The 26,833-nt window shown below is 54.1% G+C and carries 16 protein-coding genes, 2 tRNA genes and 1 CRISPR repeat array; of the genes, 1 reads left to right on the top strand and 17 read right to left on the bottom strand.

Annotated features, from left to right (window positions below; genetic code table 11):
- Nucleotides 1-329 precede the first annotated feature (329 nt).
- Nucleotides 330-1,076, top strand: coding sequence for a DUF932 domain-containing protein (locus LDN04_RS05595; RefSeq protein WP_223907422.1), 747 nt, complete (start codon nt 330-332; stop codon nt 1,074-1,076).
- A 401-nt stretch (nt 1,077-1,477) separates the two neighbouring features.
- A CRISPR array of direct repeats spans nt 1,478-8,285; the repeat unit is 29 nt; unit sequence CGGTTCATCCCCGCTCGTGCGGGGAACAC.
- A 91-nt stretch (nt 8,286-8,376) separates the two neighbouring features.
- On the opposite strand, the gene cas2e is transcribed toward LDN04_RS05595, so the two are convergent.
- The 17 genes from cas2e to LDN04_RS05510 form a co-directional block, all read right to left on the bottom strand.
- Nucleotides 8,377-8,685, bottom strand: a complete 309-nt coding sequence (cas2e, locus tag LDN04_RS05590; RefSeq protein ID WP_223907420.1) for a type I-E CRISPR-associated endoribonuclease Cas2e — start codon at nt 8,683-8,685, stop codon at nt 8,377-8,379.
- Nucleotides 8,666-9,589, bottom strand: a complete 924-nt coding sequence (gene cas1e, locus LDN04_RS05585) for a type I-E CRISPR-associated endonuclease Cas1e (RefSeq protein ID WP_223907418.1) — start codon at nt 9,587-9,589, stop codon at nt 8,666-8,668. The genes cas2e and cas1e overlap by 20 nt, the downstream gene beginning before the upstream one ends.
- A gap of 208 nt (nt 9,590-9,797) precedes the next feature.
- Nucleotides 9,798-10,550 (bottom strand): type I-E CRISPR-associated protein Cas6/Cse3/CasE, encoded by a 753-nt coding sequence (cas6e, locus tag LDN04_RS05580; protein WP_223907415.1) that lies wholly within the window; start codon nt 10,548-10,550, stop codon nt 9,798-9,800.
- Nucleotides 10,535-11,275: a type I-E CRISPR-associated protein Cas5/CasD gene (gene cas5e / locus LDN04_RS05575; RefSeq protein WP_223907411.1), complete on the bottom strand. Its 741-nt coding sequence runs from the start codon at nt 11,273-11,275 to the stop codon at nt 10,535-10,537. Before cas5e ends, cas6e begins: the two co-directional genes overlap by 16 nt.
- Before the next feature lie 5 nt (nt 11,276-11,280).
- Nucleotides 11,281-12,333 carry a type I-E CRISPR-associated protein Cas7/Cse4/CasC gene (cas7e, locus tag LDN04_RS05570; RefSeq protein ID WP_223907408.1) on the bottom strand — a complete coding sequence of 351 codons (1,053 nt, stop codon included), beginning with the start codon at nt 12,331-12,333 and terminating at the stop codon, nt 11,281-11,283.
- A gap of 25 nt (nt 12,334-12,358) precedes the next feature.
- Nucleotides 12,359-12,859, bottom strand: coding sequence for a type I-E CRISPR-associated protein Cse2/CasB (gene casB / locus LDN04_RS05565; RefSeq protein WP_223907406.1), 501 nt, complete (start codon nt 12,857-12,859; stop codon nt 12,359-12,361).
- A gap of 24 nt (nt 12,860-12,883) precedes the next feature.
- Entirely contained in the window at nt 12,884-14,494 is a 1,611-nt protein-coding gene (casA, locus tag LDN04_RS05560; protein ID WP_223907403.1) for a type I-E CRISPR-associated protein Cse1/CasA, read from the bottom strand.
- Nucleotides 14,495-17,251 carry a CRISPR-associated helicase Cas3' gene (cas3, locus tag LDN04_RS05555; protein WP_223907400.1) on the bottom strand — a complete coding sequence of 919 codons (2,757 nt, stop codon included), beginning with the start codon at nt 17,249-17,251 and terminating at the stop codon, nt 14,495-14,497.
- A gap of 10 nt (nt 17,252-17,261) precedes the next feature.
- A complete protein-coding gene (locus LDN04_RS05550) occupies nt 17,262-17,798 on the bottom strand; it encodes a PolC-type DNA polymerase III (protein ID WP_223907398.1) in 537 nt (178 codons plus the stop codon).
- A 747-nt stretch (nt 17,799-18,545) separates the two neighbouring features.
- A complete protein-coding gene (locus LDN04_RS05545) occupies nt 18,546-19,502 on the bottom strand; it encodes a replication initiation factor domain-containing protein (RefSeq protein WP_223907396.1) in 957 nt (318 codons plus the stop codon).
- A gap of 327 nt (nt 19,503-19,829) precedes the next feature.
- The gene (locus tag LDN04_RS05540; protein WP_223907393.1) at nt 19,830-20,738 is read right to left on the bottom strand and encodes a hypothetical protein; all 909 of its coding nucleotides are present in this window, start codon (nt 20,736-20,738) and stop codon (nt 19,830-19,832) included.
- Between the two features lie 97 nt (nt 20,739-20,835).
- A complete protein-coding gene (locus LDN04_RS05535) occupies nt 20,836-22,071 on the bottom strand; it encodes an integrase arm-type DNA-binding domain-containing protein (protein ID WP_223907390.1) in 1,236 nt (411 codons plus the stop codon).
- Between the two features lie 179 nt (nt 22,072-22,250).
- Nucleotides 22,251-22,328: transfer RNA gene (locus LDN04_RS05530), tRNA-Glu, on the bottom strand.
- Nucleotide 22,329: 1 nt separating this feature from the next.
- A tRNA-Lys gene (locus LDN04_RS05525) sits at nt 22,330-22,405 on the bottom strand.
- A 68-nt stretch (nt 22,406-22,473) separates the two neighbouring features.
- Entirely contained in the window at nt 22,474-23,766 is a 1,293-nt protein-coding gene (locus LDN04_RS05520; RefSeq protein ID WP_223907387.1) for an adenylosuccinate synthase, read from the bottom strand.
- 13 nt (nt 23,767-23,779) lie between these two features.
- Nucleotides 23,780-25,099, bottom strand: a complete 1,320-nt coding sequence (locus tag LDN04_RS05515; protein ID WP_223907384.1) for an ATP phosphoribosyltransferase regulatory subunit — start codon at nt 25,097-25,099, stop codon at nt 23,780-23,782.
- Between the two features lie 184 nt (nt 25,100-25,283).
- A complete protein-coding gene (locus LDN04_RS05510) occupies nt 25,284-26,825 on the bottom strand; it encodes a VCBS repeat-containing protein (RefSeq protein WP_223907381.1) in 1,542 nt (513 codons plus the stop codon).
- Nucleotides 26,826-26,833: the final 8 nt, after the last annotated feature.

Raw genomic sequence — 26,833 nt, 5'->3', positions numbered from 1 at the left:
GGAATTAAGCATAAACCTAACGACATTAACTACGTAATTGGTCTTACATTACAGCATGTTACAATAAAATAGTTAACTATTATCTGACGATGTTCTTACTACAACTAAAGGTTTAACTTGCATTTAACCACCTCTCCATAACACTTCGATATTATATGAGTTTTACATCAGTTTTTGTTGGGGTCCTTTCCTATTGGGGCAGAATTGTTCTGTTCCGGTTCACGAAAGGAGATAGCATGAACGCTGCCTACCACATACCAAGGACTCTTACTGAAACCGATTTGCACAGACTTGCACCATCCATCTTCGCTGAGGCCCCATACCAAGGAATGTCCGAACGTTATAGCTTCATCCCCACTATCGAGGTCGTGCGCAACCTGAAGGGAAAGGGGTGGCTCCCTGTTAGAGCAACAGAACAGCGAACCCGTATAGAAGAGAAGGTCGGTTTCACAAAACACATGATTCGCTTGCGCCAGTCCGACGCCCCGATCATTGTTGGCGAAGTTATCCCGGAAGTTGTCATCATCAACGCCCACGATGGCGGAGCCGCCTATCAGGCAATGGCTGGCCTCTTCCGCCTCATTTGCTCCAATGGCCTAATGGTGGATGAAGGGACCATCGAGAAGGTCAGTGTCCGTCATTCTGGCGACGTAATCCGAGAGGTAGCCTATGCCGCGAAATATATTGCCAAGGAAGTGCCGAGACTTGCCAAGAACGTAAAGCGGATGCAGGATATCATCCTCACTCCCGACCAGCAAAGAGTCTTCGCGACGGCCGCTCTGGATATTCGCTACGAGCGCAACGATGAAGGTCGCAGCACCGCTCCCATTGAACCCACCAGACTCCTCATTCCCCGCCGCTACGAGGACAGAAAGAGCAACTTATGGACGACCTTCAACACCATTCAGGAGAACCTCATAAAAGGTGGTATCCGGGGTTATTCTCGGAGTGAAACAAACCGCAGAATATCAACACGCGAGGTAAAATCGGTCTCCGAGGATGTCCGGCTCAACCGAGCACTCTGGACTCTAGCAACGGAAATGACCAAACTCACCAAGCGCCGTAAGGCAGCATGATGAATTGACTACCTACCAATATTAAGGGGGCAACCAGTATGAAGGAAATGCCGATAGCAACTACGACGTTAGATATTTTCTGCAAAGGCGTTCCCCTTTACGACGCCAAGGACACATGCCATGTCGATTCTTGCACGGATTCAATTCACGACACAACTGGGGGCTACGGGATACCGGTCTTTCTTGGGGAAAGGGAAATCGGGAGGGCTGTAAATCTTGCCAAAGTGACTGAGAGTGGGATTCCCCTCATGAAGTACACGGTAGCTCTGGCAGCGGGAGTTGAAACAAAAACACTCGTGCCTGTTGGCGACGGATTCGCAGGGACTATCAAGGGAAGTATGTGGGTCCACGGCCTCTATCCACAGGAGGTCCAGCTTGGTCGGTCAATGCCTATTTCATCGCAGTTCATCCCCGCTCGTGCGGGGAACACGCAAGCGTCTTCCCCTTCAAATCTTCAAATTTCGGTTCATCCCCGCTCGTGCGGGGAACACTCCAGGATGAGTCCGCTCCACCAGGGGTCGGCCGGTTCATCCCCGCTCGTGCGGGGAACACATGGGCGTATTACAACCTGCCGTTTGCTGCTACGGTTCATCCCCGCTCGTGCGGGGAACACCTGTCGCAAAGCTCGAATACCGAGAAATTGAGCGGTTCATCCCCGCTCGTGCGGGGAACACGTGTGAAGGCCTGCCGACGATCTGGATCATCACGGTTCATCCCCGCTCGTGCGGGGAACACAATAAGCAGGACCTTGTTCAATGATGCCATGTCGGTTCATCCCCGCTCGTGCGGGGAACACCTTGACAAATGCGTGTATTGATTTCAGCCCTTCGGTTCATCCCCGCTCGTGCGGGGAACACGGGAGCGCCCCCGGCGTTGGCGGTAATGCTGACGGTTCATCCCCGCTCGTGCGGGGAACACTTCCCCTTGATCTTGAGCCGGCCCACGTTGTCCGGTTCATCCCCGCTCGTGCGGGGAACACATCCGTAAAGTCTATTTGGATACTCCGCGGACCGGTTCATCCCCGCTCGTGCGGGGAACACTTGAAGGTTAACCGCCCCCCATTCCCATGCCTCGGTTCATCCCCGCTCGTGCGGGGAACACCGCTCCTCGTTGAACGTTACCTCCTGATAGATCGGTTCATCCCCGCTCGTGCGGGGAACACAACCACCAGCGCCAGCCCCTTGATTTTCAGCCCGGTTCATCCCCGCTCGTGCGGGGAACACCGACCGCGGTGGTATCTGTCTGTTCCATGGCTCGGTTCATCCCCGCTCGTGCGGGGAACACTATCTCAACAATCCGTTGCTGATGGGGGGGTTCGGTTCATCCCCGCTCGTGCGGGGAACACCGGTGAGTGGATAATGACAGCACGCAAGGCAACGGTTCATCCCCGCTCGTGCGGGGAACACCGCCGCCATCACCACCCACCCCACAGGGACGTGGGTTCATCCCCGCTCGTGCGGGGAACACGCGTCATATGTATGCCCATCTCCTTGCTTATCCGGTTCATCCCCGCTCGTGCGGGGAACACGTGGAAAAGGTGTACGGCACGAAGCTGCACGGCGGTTCATCCCCGCTCGTGCGGGGAACACGCGCTGCCGCCGAATAGGCCGCTCAGTATGTCCGGTTCATCCCCGCTCGTGCGGGGAACACCTTGTCGAGTCGCGCTACCTCTGCATCGTGGGCGGTTCATCCCCGCTCGTGCGGGGAACACCTGCGGTGCGCTGATCTGCTTCAATGTCACGGCGGTTCATCCCCGCTCGTGCGGGGAACACTTCTTCAAGAATAATCGTGCTTCTGGTTCGGCCGGTTCATCCCCGCTCGTGCGGGGAACACAACTTGAATACCCCTCACCCGAATAATGCCATCGGTTCATCCCCGCTCGTGCGGGGAACACAACTTGAATACCCCTCACCCGAATAATGCCATCGGTTCATCCCCGCTCGTGCGGGGAACACGTCTTGCCCTTTTGCAGATACTCCCCGGCGACGGTTCATCCCCGCTCGTGCGGGGAACACTGAGCCAGCCTTGCCTTATCCCTACATGTCAGCGGTTCATCCCCGCTCGTGCGGGGAACACACTGTGACTACATCGTGGAATGACACTCCCGGCGGTTCATCCCCGCTCGTGCGGGGAACACCGTCCTTGAATACGTCGACGCGCAGGTTGGCCCGGTTCATCCCCGCTCGTGCGGGGAACACATTGTGTAGCCCTGCATGTATTTGCCGACCATCGGTTCATCCCCGCTCGTGCGGGGAACACTCTTTACCCGTATGGTTGGCATGGTTGCGCTCCGGTTCATCCCCGCTCGTGCGGGGAACACACGGAAAGCTGCTGCTCGTCGCCAACGGCAACCGGTTCATCCCCGCTCGTGCGGGGAACACTAGATCGGTTTTTGTCGGGCGGCCCTTATTACCGGTTCATCCCCGCTCGTGCGGGGAACACGCCGCCCACGATGATCTTTTCTTCTGTTTCGACGGTTCATCCCCGCTCGTGCGGGGAACACGAACGACGCGCCCGCATTGTAGGTGCCGATTACGGTTCATCCCCGCTCGTGCGGGGAACACGCACAGGCCGGGCCGAGCAGGGCGGGTTGCACCGGTTCATCCCCGCTCGTGCGGGGAACACGCGTAAGTTTACGTTTCACTTTTTACTGATTACGGTTCATCCCCGCTCGTGCGGGGAACACGGAAGAGCCGGAAAACGAACCTCTGGAAGCAGCGGTTCATCCCCGCTCGTGCGGGGAACACCAGCTCGGCGGCGGCGATGGCGTCCTGGTTGGCGGTTCATCCCCGCTCGTGCGGGGAACACAGATCATTAAACAGGGCGTTATCAAAATGTTCCGGTTCATCCCCGCTCGTGCGGGGAACACTGGCAGTCCTATGCACGGGGCATGGCTACCGCCGGTTCATCCCCGCTCGTGCGGGGAACACGTATAGTTCGGGGGTCGCCCCCGGTTCCAGTCCGGTTCATCCCCGCTCGTGCGGGGAACACGAGTTGATGAGCAAGTCAAGCACCATTGACAGCGGTTCATCCCCGCTCGTGCGGGGAACACTTTTGTGCTCGCCCTAACTGATGCTCCCCTGTCGGTTCATCCCCGCTCGTGCGGGGAACACTAGTTGGGGCCCCGCGTTCCAGATCGCGCCGCCGGTTCATCCCCGCTCGTGCGGGGAACACCCCATAAAACAACATCCTACCAGGCGGGTTAACGGTTCATCCCCGCTCGTGCGGGGAACACGCAGCGCTGGTCCCCCCCGCTGCCGTCCAGTACGGTTCATCCCCGCTCGTGCGGGGAACACTAAGGAGCCGACATGTTCAGCGAGCCGATCACCGGTTCATCCCCGCTCGTGCGGGGAACACGTGCTTTTACCTGTGCCGATATCTGGGGGTATCGGTTCATCCCCGCTCGTGCGGGGAACACTGACGGCGGGTTGTGAAGCTTAGATAATCAACCGGTTCATCCCCGCTCGTGCGGGGAACACATCATCCTTGGTATCGTTGTGGGCGTGAAGCTCGGTTCATCCCCGCTCGTGCGGGGAACACTTCCGCCGCAAGTTTTGCAGCATCATCTGCAGCGGTTCATCCCCGCTCGTGCGGGGAACACTAACAATTTTCAGCAAGCCGGGAAGTATAGAGCGGTTCATCCCCGCTCGTGCGGGGAACACAAAGCAACTGGCCGAACAGCAACCGCTCGTCGCGGTTCATCCCCGCTCGTGCGGGGAACACGGTCCCAATCCCATACCGCGCAACTCATCCTTCGGTTCATCCCCGCTCGTGCGGGGAACACGTGCGCTCCTCACCGCTGCCAGCAAACAACTCCGGTTCATCCCCGCTCGTGCGGGGAACACGGCTAGGCTATGTCACCCCTTGCCCAAAATATCGGTTCATCCCCGCTCGTGCGGGGAACACATCGACAGCGAGGAACGGAAACTCATCGTGAACGGTTCATCCCCGCTCGTGCGGGGAACACGAATTGTGTGGGCAGAGCAGCGAAAGCCTGATCGGTTCATCCCCGCTCGTGCGGGGAACACCTACCATTGGGAGTGTCCATGATAACCAAAGCCGGTTGCAGCGGTTCATCCCCGCTCGTGCGGGGAACACTGATTATATTTTCAATGGTTCTCATATTGTGCCGGTTCATCCCCGCTCGTGCGGGGAACACGTGCCGGCGCCGGTCCCCTTGGTGTAGACCATCGGTTCATCCCCGCTCGTGCGGGGAACACTACAGCGTAATCCTGCAGACGAATTCCCGTGTCGGTTCATCCCCGCTCGTGCGGGGAACACAACGGGGCTGTCGTACAGGGTGAAATCCACTACGGTTCATCCCCGCTCGTGCGGGGAACACGACAGCTGTTCGTTGATGATATGGGTCAGCGCCGGTTCATCCCCGCTCGTGCGGGGAACACTCTATCGCCACCAGCCCCGCACCGACAGGAGGCGGTTCATCCCCGCTCGTGCGGGGAACACAACCAGAGGGCGCTGTTCAGGAGAATCTGGGTCGGTTCATCCCCGCTCGTGCGGGGAACACGACCGCCAAGCTCGTCAAGCGCGAGGCGAAGGGGGTTCATCCCCGCTCGTGCGGGGAACACCTGGAGATCTCTACGGAGCAGAGCCCGGCCGACGGTTCATCCCCGCTCGTGCGGGGAACACAAGGCCGGAGCGTGCGCCTGCGAGTCCAGCGCCGGTTCATCCCCGCTCGTGCGGGGAACACTTCGACTCGTAGGGGCTCACCGCCAGGTAGTCCGGTTCATCCCCGCTCGTGCGGGGAACACGAGCGGAGTTTCTTAATCGTTGCTGACTGCCCCGGTTCATCCCCGCTCGTGCGGGGAACACTCGGCAACATTCCAGACAATCACGCCGCCAGGCGGTTCATCCCCGCTCGTGCGGGGAACACGCATATGTCGGGACAGGATAGCTGCATTGGACGGTTCATCCCCGCTCGTGCGGGGAACACTACTAGCGGCTACCGCTGCCAACACAGAGGAACGGTTCATCCCCGCTCGTGCGGGGAACACATTACGTGGAGATCGCAGGGCTGTTCTTTGTGCGGTTCATCCCCGCTCGTGCGGGGAACACGCGGATACCCCGGAAATGAGGAAAATAATCTACGGTTCATCCCCGCTCGTGCGGGGAACACCGGGGCGAGTTCGATATGGCGAAGTACGCAGGGGGTTCATCCCCGCTCGTGCGGGGAACACCCGTGGACATGCTGCTCAACGCCCAGCCGAACAGGTTCATCCCCGCTCGTGCGGGGAACACTATGGCAATGACCCCCCTTGACGAACTTCTGGCGGTTCATCCCCGCTCGTGCGGGGAACACTCATCCTCGGCTAATGGGTAGAGGATCGTTTCCGGTTCATCCCCGCTCGTGCGGGGAACACTTATCCATGCACCAAGCCATAAGCGGCACGGGCGGTTCATCCCCGCTCGTGCGGGGAACACGCGCTTCTCGCGCTCATCCTCGCCGTTCAGTTCGGTTCATCCCCGCTCGTGCGGGGAACACTGTATCCATATCGAAACCGCAGGCCCCAGCGCCGGTTCATCCCCGCTCGTGCGGGGAACACCTTCTCTTCCGTTTCGGCCTGCGGCAACACTGCGGTTCATCCCCGCTCGTGCGGGGAACACGACATGTAACCGCCTAATTATTGCCCCCGGATCGGTTCATCCCCGCTCGTGCGGGGAACACCTGAGGCGGACGGGATTCATCCGAATAATCTCCGGTTCATCCCCGCTCGTGCGGGGAACACGCGGTCCATTGAAGGATGAGGCCGTTCCCCAGCGGTTCATCCCCGCTCGTGCGGGGAACACACCCCCACCACCTGGCGGGCCGATCTGATCGGCGGTTCATCCCCGCTCGTGCGGGGAACACGGATCCGGGCCGAGCTGGTTGCCTTCGACCGCCGGTTCATCCCCGCTCGTGCGGGGAACACGCGGTTCCGGTTCTATTGCGATAACGGTCATTCGGTTCATCCCCGCTCGTGCGGGGAACACGAAACCTTTGTCATGTTCGTGCCGGCCTTCGCCGGTTCATCCCCGCTCGTGCGGGGAACACAGGGCTTCGACTTCCAATTCGGCGATGCCATCCGGTTCATCCCCGCTCGTGCGGGGAACACGGGTCGATGCCCGTAAGTGGGTAGCTGCCAAGCGGTTCATCCCCGCTCGTGCGGGGAACACACCGTGACCAGGTGGCAGTCATAGGCCTGTTCCGGTTCATCCCCGCTCGTGCGGGGAACACATGCTCGCCTGTTCGGTGGTAATCCCCAGGGTCGGTTCATCCCCGCTCGTGCGGGGAACACTTCCTGACCCAGCCCGAACCCCACGCCATTACCGGTTCATCCCCGCTCGTGCGGGGAACACCTTGTTCTGATCGGCCGGGATGATCTTTTCCCCGGTTCATCCCCGCTCGTGCGGGGAACACACCTGGTACGCCACCGGTGCGCCCAGTTCATCCGGTTCATCCCCGCTCGTGCGGGGAACACGGGTGGAGTTCTCCCTGTTTGAGGATGTTCCCCGGTTCATCCCCGCTCGTGCGGGGAACACAACATGCAGCCGCCTGATTATCGCCTCCGGGTCGGTTCATCCCCGCTCGTGCGGGGAACACTTGCGCCAGCAACACCGGGTTCAGTTCTGAGCCGGTTCATCCCCGCTCGTGCGGGGAACACCGAACTGCAACCTTGTGCCTGTGGACCCGTATCGGTTCATCCCCGCTCGTGCGGGGAACACAGTAGCGCAATTCAATGTTGTCGTTGGTGTTGCGGTTCATCCCCGCTCGTGCGGGGAACACGGCCCCTCTTTTTTATCCTCGCTTCGCCAACTCGGTTCATCCCCGCTCGTGCGGGGAACACTGTACGTGGGGAGCACTAAAGAACTGCATTTCCGGTTCATCCCCGCTCGTGCGGGGAACACGCTTTCGTCCGACAGGGACATATCCCCGATAGCGGTTCATCCCCGCTCGTGCGGGGAACACGTTACCGATGACAACGCCATCAAGAGGCTTTCCGGTTCATCCCCGCTCGTGCGGGGAACACACTGGCAGCAATCAGTGCGTCAATGTCTGCTGCGGTTCATCCCCGCTCGTGCGGGGAACACCGGAAGGACGAGGCAGTATGCGCCGGGGCGTTCGGTTCATCCCCGCTCGTGCGGGGAACACTGCCGACGCGGACATTGTGGGTGAGTATCAGCTTGGTTCATCCCCGCTCGTGCGGGGAACACACTTCTTCTACTCCCTCAAAATAATTGAAGATATTCAGTCGCAAATAATCTACCAACTAAGCCCACCTGTAACACCTCTCAAATCAAGCCATCACAGACCATTCCTACCTTGCGCTGGCATCTGCTCTGCCAGGAATGATACCAGCTTAATCCCATTCATCTCTATCGGTATCCGTCGGTTTGCACCGAGGGTCAGAAAATCGAAACCCGACTCGTTATTGGTCTGCCACGCCATCACTGCATTGCCGTCATCAATGCCCTTCTCGATATTCTGCCAAATCATTTCCCGTACCCGGCGTGAGACCTTTCCGACATACACGCCGGCCCGCACTTCAACGAGCCAGAGTCCCAAGCGCCCCCGCAGGCGGGATGGTGCATTCTCAACCACGATGACCAGCATCGCCAAGCCCCTCCTTATTGGGAATTGCCGGCGCCACCGCTTCTTCGTGCGCCTTCGGCACCTCAAACCCACCAGCAGCAAGCACCTGCTCGATGGTTGGGATAATTCTATCCAGTAAATGGCTCTGACGGAATGCGTCCCGGCATGCCAGCCGCACCTCCCGTTCAGGGTTGTGTGGTTTCTTCCCCGCCACGCGGAACGCCACCGGTACCACGGTATCGAACTTGAAGATGTCGGCAATGTCATAGACAAACGACTGGGGCTTGCCGGTATGAATGAAACCGACTGCCGGGGCATACCCCGCAGCCAGGATGGCCGCCTCGCAGATACCGTAGATACAGGCGGTAGCTGACGAAAGACATCGGTTCGGCACGTCTCCGCTTTCCCACTGGCTATGGTCATAGTTGCGGCGTCTCCACTCAACACCATACTGATGGGCAAGAAGCTCATACATCTTCCTCACCCGCACCCCTTCTATGCCTCGCAACTGCTCCACGCTACGCCGCTCCGGCGGCTCCTCCTTGAAACGAAGCGCATACATCTTTCGCACCACCTTGAGCCGCGCTGCATCGTCCAGGGCCAGTTTGGCCTGATACAAAAGTCGGTCCGACCGCGCTCCGCCTGGCTGGCCGGCAGCATAAAGCCGTACCCCGGCCTCGCCAATCCAGACCAGCAAACATCCCACCCTCGCCGCCAGAACTACGGCGGAATGGGAAACTCGCGCACCTGGCTCCAGCATCAGACAGGCCACCGTGCCGATGGGGATATGGGTGCGGACACCGGAGACATCCACCACCACAAAGGCACCGTCCAGCACGTCGAGATTGCCCCGCTCCACATAGACCACAGAGATGCGATCCTTGATGGGAATGGGCTTCAATGGAGGGAGGATCAGTTCAGTCATTTCTTTTTACCCTGTCGCATTTCTAGTGCCTTTCGACCTTATCGATCTCCTTAACAAGATTCATTCCGTAGGGGCGCTGCTCGCCGCGCCCGCCTTTGATGATTTTCACAGGTACGACAAGGGATGTACTGATTCTAACCGTACTAACCCCTCGAAAGAGGGTGACATTGCCACCTGCTTTTCAACTATTCAGGGTTTTTTGAATAATTCAAACCCGCCGGACGAGCATCAAGCCGCAGCCGAAGCCTTTAGCCGGGCCAATGCCGTTAAAGAGGCATTTCTCAAGAAAAATGCCTGGCTCCGTTACCGTCAGCACCCCGTCAAATTCCAGCGTGCTGAATGTAACCGGTTTTGCGCTTTTGCTTTTATAAAGCCTGTGCTGACAATAACCATCAGCTCTTGTACCTGATTGCACAACCGAAAAACCATACTCTTCTTCCCGTGATTTAAGCCATTCAAGGCCGGCATCCTGAATAAGCGTCGCAACGTGAGGTCGCTTTTCTTCTGGTAAATTTTTGAAGTCGATTTTTGTTTTTGCTTCCATCACCACGTCATGGCGGACAACTTTTTCCGTCCATTTATTTTGTTTAAATCCGCGCTCAGCCCTGCTCTTTTGCCATGCCTCAAGCTCCTCGACGGTACGTTCTTGCTTTGAAGATTGAATCGGATTTGCCCGGAGTTTGAATGCAAGTCGCTCGCCCTGTACAAGCTTTGGCAGGTATGGCTTTGTGCTAATATCCCATAATCCCGTCGAATCATCAGGTTGACGCTCCGATATCGTGTAGTATGTCGGAAAGCCATTTAACTTTTCAAAACGGTAAAGGAAGTCGCGTTTCCGGTCAGGGCCATCGCTAAAAATGTCCCATACCATTTTGTGAAGTCGGTAGCCGTCACTCCGGCCCAAAGAAACAATATCCGTTGGTGACAGGTCACGCCGTAGGCGTATCAAGCTGAAGTACATGGCGTTTCCTCCTCTCTAAGCACCGTGGCGAAATTCTCTTTTCGCTCGCTGAACTGCCATCGCTTGCGGCTCAGCGGCTCATCGCGACGGGTTATTACCTGTTCGCGTTCGTATCCTCCCTGCTCCCCTTCCCAATAGACCAAGCTAGGTTTCTCATGAATCAAGTCGTGCAACTCCTCCGGCACATGAGCCTTGGCCATGGTTTCCTTTACCGACTCGGCAGTAATGACCAGTGGCGAAAGAGGAAACGCCAGCGGACAGGATTTTCGCCCCAGATATAGCGTAAAAACCGGCTTGCGTAGGGCCTCTGCAAGATCCTTCACACTGCAAGGTGCATCGTCCCGAAGTGTGACAGCCACGGTATAGACGGCGTCACAGCGGTAATCCCGGCTGGAAAGGATCGTGTTCAAATCGCTATCGGCAAGCTCGGCTTTTCTGGTGTGAAATGTTTTGGGATTACGCACTGTGCCGGAAGACGGAACCTGGATCGTGTGATAATCACGCAACAGGGTTCCCATGGCGTCCACGCGGACGGCATAGGAACAAGCTTCAGCAAAGCTTTTCTGCTGCGCATCTTCATCACGCCGGATGCCAAGAGCAGCGGCAAGTAGGCCGATAATTGCCGACTTGGAAGGGTGGGCAAAGCTCGGACGATACTCCCCGACGGCAACGTCACCCCATGCGGCCATCGGGCCGTATAGGTGGAAAACGAGATAGTCAGCCATAGCCATTACTCCGTCACAAAGGTTAAGATGTCACCAAGGCTACCCATACCGGTTTCAGCGTTCATGGTCTTGAAGCCGTCGGCACAGGGGCCATAGACCTTGTCAAAATTTTCTCGACGTCTTTCCAACTCTTTGATGGACTGTGCAAGAATATCTTCCCCACGAACCGGCTTCAGAAAGGCCACCGAGAGAGAACGTGGTTGGTCGCTACCTTTCTCGGCCAACAGGTAGGACGTGCGGGCACGGGAGGCAAAGCTATTCTGCTTGCCGGTGGGAGATACCTTGGCGGATGACTCCAGCAATGCAGTAAGCGCTTTGTTGGCAAGCGTCTTGTCTCCCAGATTATCCTGCAATAGATCGCGGTCGATGCAGACATAAAGATAGAAAAGCCCTGCACCAAATTCTGTTTCGCCAATGTGTGCCGCGCCAAGGTCATCCTCGTCGTTATTCAAATCGTCCACTGCAGTGAAGTAATCATCCTCTACAGCCACATCATGAACTGTCACCGCGTGAGCTACCTGCACAGCAGCCTCTGTATTGAATGCAGGCGAGCTGGCCAGCATCCTGCCAAACATGGCAATATCCGCTGCAGTATGATCTTTCTGAAGCAGTTTAAGATCATCTGCAGTTGGCGCCGTATTACTTGCGGCCAGTTTATCAACCAGCGCGAAGATGGAAGTTTTTTCTTCTGGGCTGAAATGTGCCAGTTGCTCAATTTCCAGTTCTTCAAGTGGCTTTGCTGCATTTGCTTTCTTGGCCTTACCGAAAACCTCCGCTATCTGTTTCGCCCAGTTTTTTGCATTTCCTTCCGCTACCCCCTTTACTTTCAGGGCTTCGTAGACGTCAACTCCCATGGCTTTGGTACGAGTACCAACATGTCCTTTCATAGCCTTGGTGAAGATTTCAGAAGTTCTCCAAGCCCGCTTCAGGCTCTGGGAAGACACTCGCAAGCGGGTTTTCCCGCCCATGATGGCGGTCTTAGGACGGCCCAGATCGTCGCGATTCAGGTTTGACGGCGGATAAGAAGTCAGCAGATGCAGTTGGATAAAAGTACTCATGTTAAGATTCTCCTTTTTGAGTGAGTTATTGTTCTGACGGTGATTTCGTGTAGTATTCAAACGCCCACTGCTTGCGGGTTCTATCGTTCCAGTAATAAACGCTATCGGCGAGGCTTTGCAGATTGACAGCACCACCCAACAGAGCAATAACTCGCCCCATTGCGGTAAACAGATCTTCTCTCTCCTTGACCTTCAACAAACGTCGGAATCGCAAGCCGCTCACCCTTGCAGAGCCGTCTGCTTTGCCAGTTGCCATCTGCTCCGCCAGGGTATTACCTGCAATACTGCTTTTCACCCGTGCCGCCAGACCTGCCACCAATGCAAGAGAGTCGGCATTCACTGCGCCAAACTTAATGAGGTCAAGACGCAACCGGTGATACGCCGATGTGAAGGCGACCTCAGCTAATGTTGAACAGCGGCGTAATTCTGCCCGGTCGCCCCGATTGTCATTCAACGCCAGCCACCACCTTGACAGTGCCAGCGTTTCCGGTGAATCATGTTCAAACTTCAGATATGATGTGCTCATGCAGCCTCCTTTCAGTTATTGATTTCAGAATGTAAGCTCCGCCTGTTTCGCTTCTTTCTTGCCCTTAGTCTTTTTATCTGTTCCTGACTGATCAACCGGAATACCAAGCAATCCTTTGATTTTCTTGCCATGGTTATATTGCTCCAACTCCTTGCGAGCCACTACCACCCGCTTGGGATCGGCATCTTCGATCGGAGCTTCCATCGCATAATCATCAAACAATTTCAGCGATAGCTTACAAAGCTCAAAAAGCCATTGACGGCCGATTGTCTCCTTTTCGTCACTGCTCTCAAGCATTGGACTTAATGCTTTCAGACCCTCATAAAAAGCTGGTTCGGTAGAATGCCAAAAGCCGTTATCAACAAACGAAACATCACCTTTGGCATCAACTGGTCGCTTAAACCATGCCTTTTTCACTGCACTTCTTGTGTTACTAGCAACTTCTGCGGCAGCTCTAACCATGCCGACAACGTAATGTTCATATTCTTCCCGCAACTGAGCATCAACAAGAAGCAATGGCATCTGCGACTCGTACCAACAACGAGCCTTGTTTTGGCCTGGAACAAAGTCATACCCAAAAGCCCATAATTGAAGCGGCCAGTCGTCTTTTTTACGTTGCTGAATGTATTCATGAATCACTCTAGCAGGCTCGCTATTCCCTTCATTATCGGCAAATATCAATCCGAGCCAATGCCGATAACTAACCCCTCCAGATTGAGTAAGAACTGCCTTGGTTGAATTGCCGTTAAATGCTGACAATGGGTGCTTCATCGGTTCCTGATATTTTGATCCGTTCGGCTTTTCTTTGAAGTGTGAAATCAAGTCATCACTGTGGCATGAGCAGACGTTGCAGTTACCAGATGAATGTTCTAAATCCAGCCTCAACCGTCTTGGCATTGCCCAGTAATAGTGCGATGGGTGCATATCCTGCTCAGAAATGAGTTCCTTCATTTTCGACATCCAAGGAAACTTATTTGCCTCTTCGTTCCGCTGTGAGTTCGCAAGATTTTGAAATCTTGTATTTTCAAGTATATTCAGCCAAATGGTGTGCCAGAGAAGATCATGCTTGCCCATACCTTTAATCAGTGTTGTCAACGGCCCTCCGCCACGTAATGAAGTCATATAGCCACGACCACCAGCTGGAGCATTAGTTTGCAAGGTAAACAAGGCAATAGCGCTGCAGGAAGGACACATAGCAAAGCGGAAATCTTTTCTCTTCACAAAGAAATCAGTGTTGTTTTTAAGCGCATTTTCCCCTGGCTCGTCAATCAACAGTGAATCGATAGTTCCTGATTGTCCTTCCAGCTTCTCAAAGTCCTGCATAAACCGCGGCCCGTCCCCGCCAAGCTCAAAGGCATGGCGAACCGTTGCAAACTTTTCCAGCAACTCTTCCGGTGTCGGCGGCTCAACAAGCTTTTCCCGCCATTCCAACGCGCTTTGCGGAGCCACGACTGTCTGCACCAGCCCGATCAGGAACTGAATCAACGCCCCGTTAAAGTCCGGACGAGGGGCATTGAGAGACACCACCGGATTTTCGGCGAAGCCTTTCGTCACCTCGTACGGCGCGATCCAGTCAGGAGTCCCGTCCCTCCGCAATACCGGAATCCATCGTTTCTCAATCAAGTTGAACTCCATCTAACCCTCCTTTTTCGTAACTGTTGCCCCGGTCTGTCGATCATATTTCACTTCCATGATTTCTTGTCTTTTGTTTAGCGCCTCGCCCCGCCAGTGCCCATCTTCACTTAGTTGGAGCGGAACCAGCACCGACCATTTACCCTTGTCAGGCAGCAGCTCTTTCAAACGGGTTATTTTATCTCCCAGAGAACCAGTATAAGCCACTTCAGAATCCACCAATCCGCTACGGATACTTACCTGGCTCATGTCCCACGGGAATTTTTCATGCAGATGCCAGGGCAGAAGCGTCGTGCCGTCCCACGTGGCAAGGCGCACCGTGGTATCCATCCCGCCCAGACGGGTCGGTGTTTTCATGTCTTCCCGCCATTGGTTTATCGTAGGCTCATAGCCTTCATCCAGCTTGAGCATGTTGATATGAGCAAGCGATCTATCGGTTTGCCATTGCGAGCTTGCCTGCTGGTCACGCTGCTGGAGAGGGTCGGGTATTTTGTCGGCACTCTCGGAAAAGGCAGCCTCTATCAACTCCCTTGCGTCATCCGGCATTTTCAGTTCATTATTATCAGACAACAGTCGCGCCGTCAGCCAAAGACAACCATGACTCGGATAGACAAATGATGCCTTGGGAAATACCGCCTTAAACCAGTCTCCCGCAGCATTATCTTCCGGCAGCGGGCCGTAAACAATCATACAGGGTGGCTCCCGCCTGTCAGTACCATTCAGCAATGGGTTTCCATGCTCATCGCGCGGGTGCCGATGCAAGCGCCCGGCTCTCTGAATCAACAAGTCCATGGGTGCAAGGTCGGTAATCAGCAGGTCAAAATCCAGATCAAGAGACTGCTCCACAACCTGGGTTGCTATCAGCACCTTACCAGAACGCTCTTGAGCCGTGCTTTTCCTGCCGAAGATTTTCGTCACCGTTTCCTCAATGTCGAGACGGTCCCCCATGGCAAACCGGGCATGAAACAACAGCAGATTCTCTTCGGATATGGACTCTGTCAGACTAGCAAAACCTGCCAAAGCATCATGCACAGTATTTCTTATCCAGCAAACGCACCTCCCTTTGTTTGCCGTCTCAACAATCTGCCGCACCACTTCCTTTTCGTCAGCAATCAGTTCAACAGCTACTTTGCATTGCCGCTGCATTGTGGCTTCCACAGCGGTTTCCCGCACTCCGTCTGCCATGCAATATGCCGTTGCCAGCGGATAGTCCCGGCTTTGCAGCTCCGGCTTTCGTTGGTCGCCGCAGCCATTGGCAAAAGCGGCAATGAAGTCGCGCCGGATATGAGTCGGTAACGTAGCTGAAATAAGTATTGCACTGCCGCCAAGAGCGGCATGAAAGGAGAGCAGATTTTGCAGTAGCTTGTTCATGTAGGGATCATAGGCATGAACTTCATCTACGATCAGAATGTGACTAGATAAGCCGAAAAGCCGTAAGGACTGAAACCGGGCAGGTAGGATAGCCAACAATGCTTGATCAAGCGTCCCTACTCCGACATCCGCCAACAACGCCTTTTTGCGGTTATCCGCCAGCCACGATGAACATTGGGCTGTTGCCGTTTCTCCGTCTGGGCCATGGTCTGTTTTCCTTGCGACAGACGCCATGAAGGTTTCGGAAAGATGGCGTGCGCCGTGAGCCAAAACAAGGGACGGCGTAGAGTCAGGCGTAAAAAGCTTTTGGTAGCTATCGATCAAACGGTCATACATGGCATTTGAAGTTGCCATGGTTGGCAGCGCCACAAACAATCCCTTACCGCAGCCGGCAGACATCAAGCGGCTAGCCAACAACAGTGCCGCCTCGGTCTTGCCAGAACCAGTGACGTCTTCAAGAATAAACAGTTGCGGTGTGCTTCCTATCGGACACTGATCGACAAATTTCTGTAATGGCGTCGGTGTAGTAATATGCGGGAACAGTCCGAAAAAATCGGACAGTTCGTTTAATGGTATACCGGCATTGATCCCTGCTTCCCGGATTGCCTTGTTCGCCTGTGGAAGTGCGTGTTTCTCCCAATATTCACCCAGATTTATTGACTCCTTGCATAGCGGAAACCATCGGCTATTAGAGCCGACCCAATCACACAACACAACAAAACCTGCCATCAGCCAGGAGGCTTTTTTCATCAACGATTCAAGCTCAACTGGGGGCGGGAGAAAGATTTCATTCCCATCTCTACAAACCAAAGTGCTGACTGATTCTGTGAATTGACGCGCCGCTGAACTATTTTCCTCAGAGAAGAAATTAGCGGTGCGCAACGGTATGTTATTATCCCCCTGAATACTTGGAGGAACGCCGTGATGCCCGGTAAATGGACGCACCATGGTCATCACAACATCCTGCCATTCTTCATATGATAGCTCTGGCGGCACGTTCAGCTCTCCACTTTCAAGAGCAGATTTTAAAAACAGATTGCCGAGCCTGTCATGCCTGACGGAATACTGCCTTCTGCTGGTGATTCCTTGTAATTGCGCCAGCAAATCAGTCCGCAGATTTTGAAAACTCTCAGAGAACTTGCCGATGTCGTGAAGGGCAAGAAGCAGCACGAGCCACCGACAAACCACTGATTCATGAAGACCGGTAATGGACGTAAACTTCTTCCGTAATGCCGCATCACCGGACAACAGAACATGACCCACCGCCGCCACATCTAAACAATGATACGGCAAGAGGTGATAACCATCCCCGTCCCTCTCCGCCTTCCCCCAATACCGAAAATACTCCGTCATCAAATCCCCCAAAACCTTCTCAATCAGGGCGAACACAAGATTCGCCCTACGACACCAACTCCACCCACACCCGAGCCGCCATACGCGCATCATCAAGCGCCCGATGCCGCCTAACACTATCAGGCAAGCCCCCGAACAGATGCCGATAAACAGTCGCCAGTCGATGATCGGGCAATTGCGGTAACCGCCAGCGCGACAACTCCAACGTGCAGACATAGCGGTTGGGCAGGCCGAAACCAAGCCGCCCAAATTCGTACCGTAAGAAAGACATGTCAAAAGCCGCATTGTGGGCCGCCAACACACCATCACCAAAAAAGTCACGCACCGCAGGGAACACTTCCTCAGGCAACGGTTGCCCGGCTAGCATGTCGTTAGTGATGCCATGTACCCGTGTCGCCTGCCACGGAATCATTCGCGGCACCTGTATGAGGCTGGAGAATTCGGACGTTATCTTGCCGTTCTCAACGGCAACCGCGCCGATCTCAATCACCCTGTCCCCACGATGGGGAGTAAAACCGGTCGTCTCCAGATCGAGCACTACATGTTGTCCTGACACTGTTTTTTGTCCAAAATCATCCATCATGCCCCATCCACAATTAATGGTTACTTGCGACAGAATAATTCACAATCTCAACCTCATTTTTTTTAAAATGAAAAATCCGTTTTATAAGCTTGATGCCCATAAAACGGATTACTCAACTTTAACACGCGTGTTGTCACTATTCGCCCCTTCCGGGCTTCGCATTTAAATCATTTCATTTAAGTACACCTACAAAGGCTGGAGTGTCAAGATTAGAAACCAATTACCTGTAATTTGAGAACGGCAAATAAAGTTTTGAACAACGTTCTGGGGATTCGATGTCTTGAGCCACGCTCATAGTGGACATGAAAAGTCACTTTTTCGTGGCACGAAGGGTTATAACTATACATCTTCAGAATTCACTCTTCTAACGTAACATTGCAAAATATGGACGGAATATCACCAAGAGCCATTTTAACCATAAGTAACGTTTTCGGCGCAATTTCGGCATTCTCGCAGCGTATCCGTAAAAGCCTTTTCCTTACAGCAGGCTGTGAGATACCAAGTTCCCTCGCCAACGCAGACTGGTTAAATTTCAGTTCCCTCCATCGAGACCAAAATGAATAATCATCGCTATAGCTATACTTCCGTCGCCGGTCTTCTTCACGCGGCTTAACACGGCGTCGCTTATCAAGGCCATAAGTGCGCCGAAACTCCATTAACTCAATCTTGGAAGTACGGAGAAGAGCGTTAAATTCTTTGCGGGTCAAAGGCATTATTTCCCTCTAAATTTCCTCGAATTATGCGGGCTCAAACCTTGAGATTTATCATAACCACATCAGGCGGTCTCAGCTCGGTCTCTTTTGAGCCTGAATACCTTCTGTTGGTGTTGAGTATTGGCGCAATGATATTAGTTGATTTCGTACATAACCATTCTGGGACTTTCATGACTGACTGCCTGACATCTATGAACTTAAGTTTCAACCGCTCGACGGTTCCAAGGAACTCATTCCACCAGGAAGATACAGGCCAACGCGCCTTGTTGGAATCCGTTGCTGGTTCAATGAAATTTAAATAACTTTTGAGAACATTGCTAATAATTGACCCAATATTGTCAGATTCAAGGATGTAATTTGCAAGAGTATTTGCTCTTTCATGGCGGCACTGAATTTCCGTGCGAATCCACACCCCACCTACATTCTGTTCTACCGCCTTATCATAAATCCGTATTTGAACAGCGCTTTTAGGACTGCCAAAATAAAGAGTTTTGCCGTCCTTTTCTCTTGCATCACTGAAGTTGTAACTTGTTGTTTCTTGACCTTTCTTGAACCGTGAACGAACTTCACGTCGCTGCATTTTATCCTGAGCTTCAGCAATAGAGAAATGCCCTTCTCGGTCATCTATGGCAAAATCTAAACGAGTAAAATGACCGCCAACAATAAATATCTTTGAAATCAATTTATGCCACTGTCCAGACTTCATTTCAAACTCCCTGCAAGCTTGCCCAGTCATTTCGACATGAATTCCCATTCCAGACATCCCGTCAGATAAAATAACTGCGTTGCCGCATCTTCTCTGGGCTTTATAACCGAATTTCCCCCATTGGTATTTCACTCTCTCCAAAATGGAGAAACCATTTAAGGAGAGCACTTCATCCAGTGCCTTCTGGTCAGGAAGCGTAAACGATAGCCAATCTATCAAGACCTCCATTGAAGGTTTCGGCTGTGTATTTTGTGCCCCCCTGTTTAGAGGTTCAGAACTTATCATCTCTCACCTCCAAGACGTTCAATAAGTTCAAGAATCTTTTGCACAGGCCATGCGGAAGTGCGTTCGGAAAGTTTCACGGGGGGAGGATAGATGCCTTTTTGAATGCCATCGTACCATTTGCTTCGACAAACAGGTATAAGGGCGGGAATGCCCCTTTTTCGGTCGCCGATTATGTCTGGTAATCTAAGGAATCCAGTAGACGGGATTTGTCGCTGCTTTTCCATTGGGAAACACCTCCGTTTTTTAGTGAATTACTGCGTTCACTATTTCACAGGGTGTTTCCTTGAAACTAAGATGAGGGAAACTTGCAGGTCAGTTAGAGGGAAACTATTTTTTAGAGTAGAGAGGAAATTCTCCTCGATGTTCACTACGTAATTCAGAGAGGCGTTTGCCTACATCATTGCGGGTATACCACTTGCTTTCAGGGGTCTTCTTGTTTCTTACATTCCGTGGGTTTTGCATTAGCATACATTCGTCAGAGGTATTGATTTTTACGTCTTTGACCAATTCACCATAGGTCTGGTTACTATCCTTCATTTTATCGTCATCATGTATTCGTTTTTTTAAAGATTTTAGGAATGCTATTGTTTGGCCTGGCTTTAAAACTTCAATGTTTCCTTCTTCAATGAGTTGAAAAAACAAGGAATCAATGGCCTTAGTGAAATCTGCCTTTTTACGTCGTTTCGATTCTGGTACGACCTTGCCTTTTCGGTCGGGAAGATTACTTGTTTTCCTGGAAGGCTCATTCGGGCAGGCAATGAGTTGCGCTTCTTTTGGAAACCAGAATTTCGGTAATGTTTCTCCTTCGCCAAGACACCACTCCCTAAAATCTTCCCTACGTATGGCGAACAATGAGAGGTGTTTCTTTATTTCCTCGGTAGGCTCAGGTGGGCACGCAGCAGAGTTAAAAAATGCTTCGGCAGCGATATATTCAGGGGTACGATATGCGGTGCGATATCTCGACTCTCTCCCCTTCAACTCTTCCAAACGAGGAGCGTTCTCCTTTTTAACCATTTCACTGGCTATGTAAATGGTGGATTCGTTAATTTCACCTTTCGGTGAGATATATGCCGTAGGCCAAACAAGTAGTGAAGGAACAGGGCACGGAGTTGGGTGAGGATATTGGTAGGTTGCATGGTGTCTCATGATTTGTACTACACCCATGATGGGTCGTCTCATTTCTTCAGCCCACTGCTCAGCGACTTGCCAGAATGTCAAGTAAGGTGTTGGTTCCATATCACCGCGTCTCCTGCTACGCCCTGGACTGATTATCGCGGGAAACCGCCCCAGGAAAGGCAGCTTGTCGTCTGGCCGGACTATCCCGCGAACCTGCTCATTCAGCGCGACGAAGGGAAAGTACCTTCGCGCCGGCTTTCAGTCCTTCTAAGTAATCTGCCCACAACTGCATCATTTTTCGCCGTTCGGCAAGATGCGCAGTGCGGTTATAGGCTCTCCCGTTTGGGTCTTTAACTGCATGTGCAAGCTGGTGGTCTATGAAATCGGGGCGGACCTGTAAAACCTCGTCTAGGATCGTCCGCGCCATCGCCCTAAAGCCGTGGGTTGTCATTTCATCCTTGTCGAATCCCATCCGGCGAAAAGCTGCAAGCATGGCAACATTACTCATTGGGCGCTTGTCGGAACGAAGGGAAGGGAAAAGGTACTGACTGGTACCGGTCAGCTTATGAAGATCACGGAGTATGGCAATGGCCTGTTTCGCTAGTGGTACAAGATGGGGTTGCTTCGTTTTCATCCTCGTTGCCGGGATGTTCCATTCAGCAACTTCAAGATCAATTTCAGCCCATTCTGCTTTCTGTAACTCTCCAGGACGGACAAACACCAGCGGGGCAAGCTGTAGAGCACATTTCACGACATAGGTACCGGTATAGACATCTATCGCCCTCAGAAGTTCGGCAACCTGTTTCGGATCGGTTAACGCGGCGTGGTGCTTCTCCTCCACCTTAACGAGAATATCTCCCGTCTTGAGATCACTCGTCGGATTGTTTTCTATCCATCCATTATTGAGGGCATAACGGAATATCTGTCCACAGTAGATTTTTATCCGTTTGGCCGTCTCGATCTTCCCCCGTGCCTCGATTCCCTTGAGAAGTGAAATAATCTCTAAACGTTTAACCTCTGCAATGGGGCGGTTGCCGATAACCGGAAATATGTCCCGTTCCAGGCGACTCTTGACCGTTTTTATGTGGCTTGCACTCCATACCGGCTCATTCTTGGCAAACCATTCGCGGGCCACAACTTCAAAGGTTCTTTGATCGGCGGCAAGTTCTTCCTTCTGGGCCTTCTTGATCTCGCCAGGATCAACGCCATTACCCAGGAGCTTCTTGGCATCCTCGCGCCGTTGTCGGGCATCGGCAAGGGAAATTGCCGGATAGACACCGAAGGTGAGTTTCTTCTCTTTTCCCGCAAAGTGGTATTTAAAGCGCCATAGCTTACCGCCAGTGGGCGTAACCAGCAGGAACAGCCCCCCACCATCGAACAATTTAAATTCTTTGGGGACCGGTTTCGCGTTCTTCACCTGAAGTTCAGTCAACGGCAGAATCCGCTTTGGCATGAGCTTAACCTCCTTTTGGGGGCCTGCCGAAATGAGGTATGGGGGCCTGCCCCTAAATCGGCCCCCAAACTTCCTGGATTTCAGCATATCAAAGCGGATGTTATTGGACAACACAAAAAGAAAAGGCCTTGATTTCTCAAGGCCTTTTGATTGAATCCGGATATTACCGGATGCTTGCTTGGCGTCCCCTACCGGATTTGAACCGGTGTCGCCGCCGTGAAAGGGCGGTGTCCTGGGCCGGGCTAGACGAAGGGGACATGGTGAGCCGCGTTGGGATCGAACCAACGACCACCTGATTAAAAGTCAGGTGCTCTACCAACTGAGCTAGCGGCTCGTTGCGACAAGAATAAGCTTTATACTACATTACACTTCCATGGTCAAGATTTTTTTTGCCCTGCATTTTCAGTCAAACGGGTTACGCAGGATGATGGTTTCATCCCGCCGCGGTCCGACCGAAACCATGACTATCTGACAACCGGACAGTTGCTCGAGTCGCTTTACGTAGTTCCGGGCATTCTCCGGCAGGTCGGCAAAGTTTCGTATCTTACTGATGTCCGATTGCCATCCCGGCAACTCCTCATAAACTGGCCTGCATTTTTCGAACAGATCGAGGTTGGACGGCAGTTCGTCGAGGATTTCACCGTTACAGGAGTAGGCGGTGCAGACCTTGATCGTGGCAAATTCATCGAGCACATCGAGCTTGGTCAGGGCGATGCCGGTCAGCCCGTTGACCCGCACCGCATATTTTGCCACCAAGGCATCGAACCAGCCGCAACGGCGCGGCCGGCCAGTGGTGGCGCCGAATTCGTGGCCGGTGGCACGAAGTTGCTCGCCAGTGTCATCAAGGAGTTCAGTCGGAAACGGTCCGCTGCCGACCCGCGTGATATACGCCTTGGAAATGCCGACGATTTCATGGATGTCCCTCGGGCTTACCCCCGTACCGGTGCAAGCACCTCCGGCACAGGTGGATGACGAGGTCACAAAGGGATAGGTCCCATGGTCCACGTCGAGCATGGTCCCCTGGGCACCTTCGAACAGAATCTTTTTGCCTCCCCGCACATCCCGGTGGAGCACAAGGGTGGTGTCGGCGACATAACGGCGGAGAATGTCCGCATAGACGTTATACTGCTCGAAAATCTCCTCAAAGGTAAGGGGGGACTCCCCCAGCAGTTTTTCCAGGATGAAGTTCTTCTCCGGCAGTTGCTCCTTCAGCTTGCGGGCAAACTGATCCTTGTTGATGAGATCCATCAACCGGATGCCGCGGCGGCCGATCTTGTCCTCGTAGGTAGGCCCGATTCCCCGACCGGTGGTGCCGATCTTCTTATCACCGCTCTGCGCCTCCCGGGCGATGTCGATCCTTTTGTGGTAGGGCATGATGACATGGAGCGATTCACTGAGGAGCAGACAGCTGTCGTCCTGGAGCCGGCCGGCGGCCTTGAGGTTGGTGATCTCCCGGATGAAAACTTCCGGGTCAAGAACCACACCGTTGCCGATGATGCACCGCTTGCCGGCATGGAGGACCCCCGACGGGATGAGGTGGAGAACGACCTTTTCTTCCCCGACTACCAAGGTGTGGCCGGCGTTGTTCCCTCCCTGATACCGTACCACGTCGTCGGCAAACTCAGTGTATATGTCAACGACCTTCCCTTTTCCTTCATCGCCCCACTGGGCGCCTACTACCACGACATTCGCCATTGCCCTCTCCTTGTCAGGACTTACTCGATTCTTGATCAAAATCCAGAGCCAGTTCCGTGCGGAACAGGTCCGACTTCTTTAGCTTGAGCCCTTTGCCATCCGCTACCCGGACGATGAGGACCTCGTCTTCGGCGCAGGCATCCCCACCCAGCACCAGCATGCGGAGTATGTTCATACGCCGGGCGTAGGCCAGGGAATCTTCGAAACCGCGCCGGATGATGTCCCGTGCGGTGGAAAACCCCTTGCTCCGCAACGCCTGGGCAATCTCCAGCGCCTCGCGTCGGTCTTCCTTCAGATTGAAAAGCAGAAAATCACGGTTCGTGCTCGCCTGAACGTCCGGCCGCCGCTCCAGTGCATTAAGAATGGAAAGGATGTTGAACGCAAAGCCGGTGGCCGGGGCGGACATGCCATAGTTTGCCGTCAGGGTGTCATAGCGACCGCCACTGCAGACTGCCTCTCCCAGACCAGCCACAAAACCCTCGAAGGTCAGGCCGGTATGATAATCGAGTCCGCGTATCTCCCCGAGGTCAATGGTGAGATATTCGGTCACGCCGTGGATGGCCAGAATATCGAGTACCTGGGAGACATTGTCGAGAGCCTGCAGGGAACGGTCATTGGTCGCCACCCGGGCTGCCGCGTCGAGCACGTCCCGGCCGCCAAAAAGTCGCGGCAGCGCCGCCAGTGCTTCCTTGCTCCGGTCGTCGAGGGGCTCGGCATCGAGCAGTTCGCGTACGGCAGAAACATCTTTCTTGCTGATCGCCTGCTGCAGCCCTCGTCCGGCAGACGCAGTGAGCCCTGCGGTTGCCATGATCCCGCGGAAAAACTCCAGCTGGCCAATGTCAATCTTGAAATCGTCGAAGCCTAACCCCTGCAGCACCTCGACCGCCATGGCAATCATTTCCGCATCCGCTTCGGGTGAATCGAGGCCGATCAGTTCGACTCCGGCCTGGAAAATCTCCCGGCTACGGCCCGACTGGAGTTCTGCGTGGCGTAACACCCGGCCGTTATAGCAGAGGCGATGGGGGAGAGGATACCCCTGCATGCGCGTGGCGACCATCCGGGCAACCTGGGGCGTTATATCCGGAGGGATGGCAAGCAGGCGGCCGGTGTGCCGGTCGTCGAAGCGGAAGGTCTTTTCCTTCAACTCTTCTCCCAGACCGAGAGCCATGACATCCTGGAATTCGAGGAGTGGAGGGATGATCCGCCGAAATCCCCACAACTCGAACACCCGCCGGATCTTTGCTTCAATGTAACCGATCTTCCCTGCCTTCTCGGGCAGGAAATCGGTCACCCCTTTGGGCAGAGGGGCTTCTATGGTGATGGGATTGGTCACTTCGACGTATCTTTCCGACAGGAATGTTGTGTATGAAACGTGGTCAGGATGCTGCCCGAATCGCTGCAAAACGCCTGAAATGCTAGCAATATACCGTTGGAAAGTCAACGATTAAATCCCCTGATGGAAACGGGGATGCCCTCCAGGGCATCCCCGCTGAACCAGTCGGAACGGCTAGAACATCTTACTCCACTTTCTTGATGTAGAGCGCACTCGCACCTTTGTCCAGAAGCCCCTCTTTCTTCACGACTTCCATCAGAACGAGTTCCTTGCGCGCTTCATCGAACGCGTAATCGGCCAGGTAGTTCTGACCCTGCCGGGTTCGCCATCTCTCTTCCAGCGATGAACCGTCCCAGGCGAACGCAACTACCGCACTCTTCCCGTAGGACCGGCTATTGCCGATAACCCAAAAGCCGCCGTTCTGGGGAACGACAATCTCCCCATCGCCGGTGACCACGATACGCTGCTGGAGGAATATCCAGCGCATGGTATCGCCGGTCGTCCTGAAATTGCTCATGTCGGGCCGCTGGAAATAGAGCTCGGACCCTCCGTACTTGTCGTTGCTTCGCCACAACTCGTCACGAGCGGCGGAATAGACCAGCAGGTAGCCATCGGGATGGAGCACCACGAAATCTGTTTTCCCCTCCCGGTCCTTGAACTGGTTGAAGTTGTAGAGAAAGGCGAACCGGGGGAGTTTGAGGGGATTCTTCATCTCATAGCGGTCGCCGCTTTTGACAAGCTCATAGACATCGCCATAAAAATCCGCGTCGGTCGACATCTGCTGGACGTAAATTTTCTTCTTTCCACCCGCCAGCGCCATTCCTCGCATGAAGTACGGAAGATTTTCGGCAATCTTTTTCAGGCCGGTGCCGTCTGCCAGATAGACCCGCGAAACCAGGGTCTCGCCGCTCAGCACCGTCAGATAGACTTCTTGCACGCCGTCGCCATCCAGATCGGCCGTGTCAACGCCGAGAATCTTCTCGTCGCCACTGGTCCCGACCTCGGCGATGAGCTTCAGCCCCTCCCCCATCCGGTAGTATTTCAGCGTCCGGTTCCCGGCGATGAAAACCTCCCGCTCGCCATTGTCCAGGGTTCTTCCCAGGGCAATACCGCTCATGACACCGGTCAGGCGCTGACTTACCCACCCACCACCAGCGGATTTCACAACTGGTGTCGGCCGTATGATTTCCGATGTTGTTGCAGTGTCCGCAGAAGTTGCCGCAGGAGATGGCTTCTGGATCTCCGCAGGTCTGACGATATCCGCTGGAGGGGCGACAACCGGCACCGTTGCGACACCTGCCGCTGTCGCAGCCGGTTGCGAAGAGGCTGTCAGTCCGTAGTTCTTTGCGATGCCTTCAGCCAACACCTGTGCCAGTTTACCGATAGCAGCAATAAGTTCATCCTGACTCTCACCCTGAACAAAAGAGCGCGTCACGACATCCCCTCTGCCATTCCTGGCAACGGCATCAATGCTGAATACCTTGCCGATCTGCAGGTAACTCCCGCTGACAATAACTTCGGCCCCGGTTTTGTTGTCGAGGGTTGTGACCGCATCGCTGGCGAGCCTCGTTGTAAGCAGAGTCTGCAGTATCCCTTTCAGCTCATCCTTGTTCTGCCCACCCGTAACGCTAAATTCACTAACATAGGCCTTAATAACGGCAGCCTCACCAACAGTCACATAGACAAACGACAGTAGCAGGATCAGACATGCAGCGATCTTTCTCATTGCAACTC

Origin of the sequence: Geobacter sp. AOG1 (assembly GCF_019972315.1) — a bacterium.
GTDB lineage: Bacteria > Desulfobacterota > Desulfuromonadia > Geobacterales > Geobacteraceae > Geomobilimonas.
Note: the sequence above shows the minus strand (reverse complement) of the source record. Positions and strands in the feature narration are given on the sequence as shown.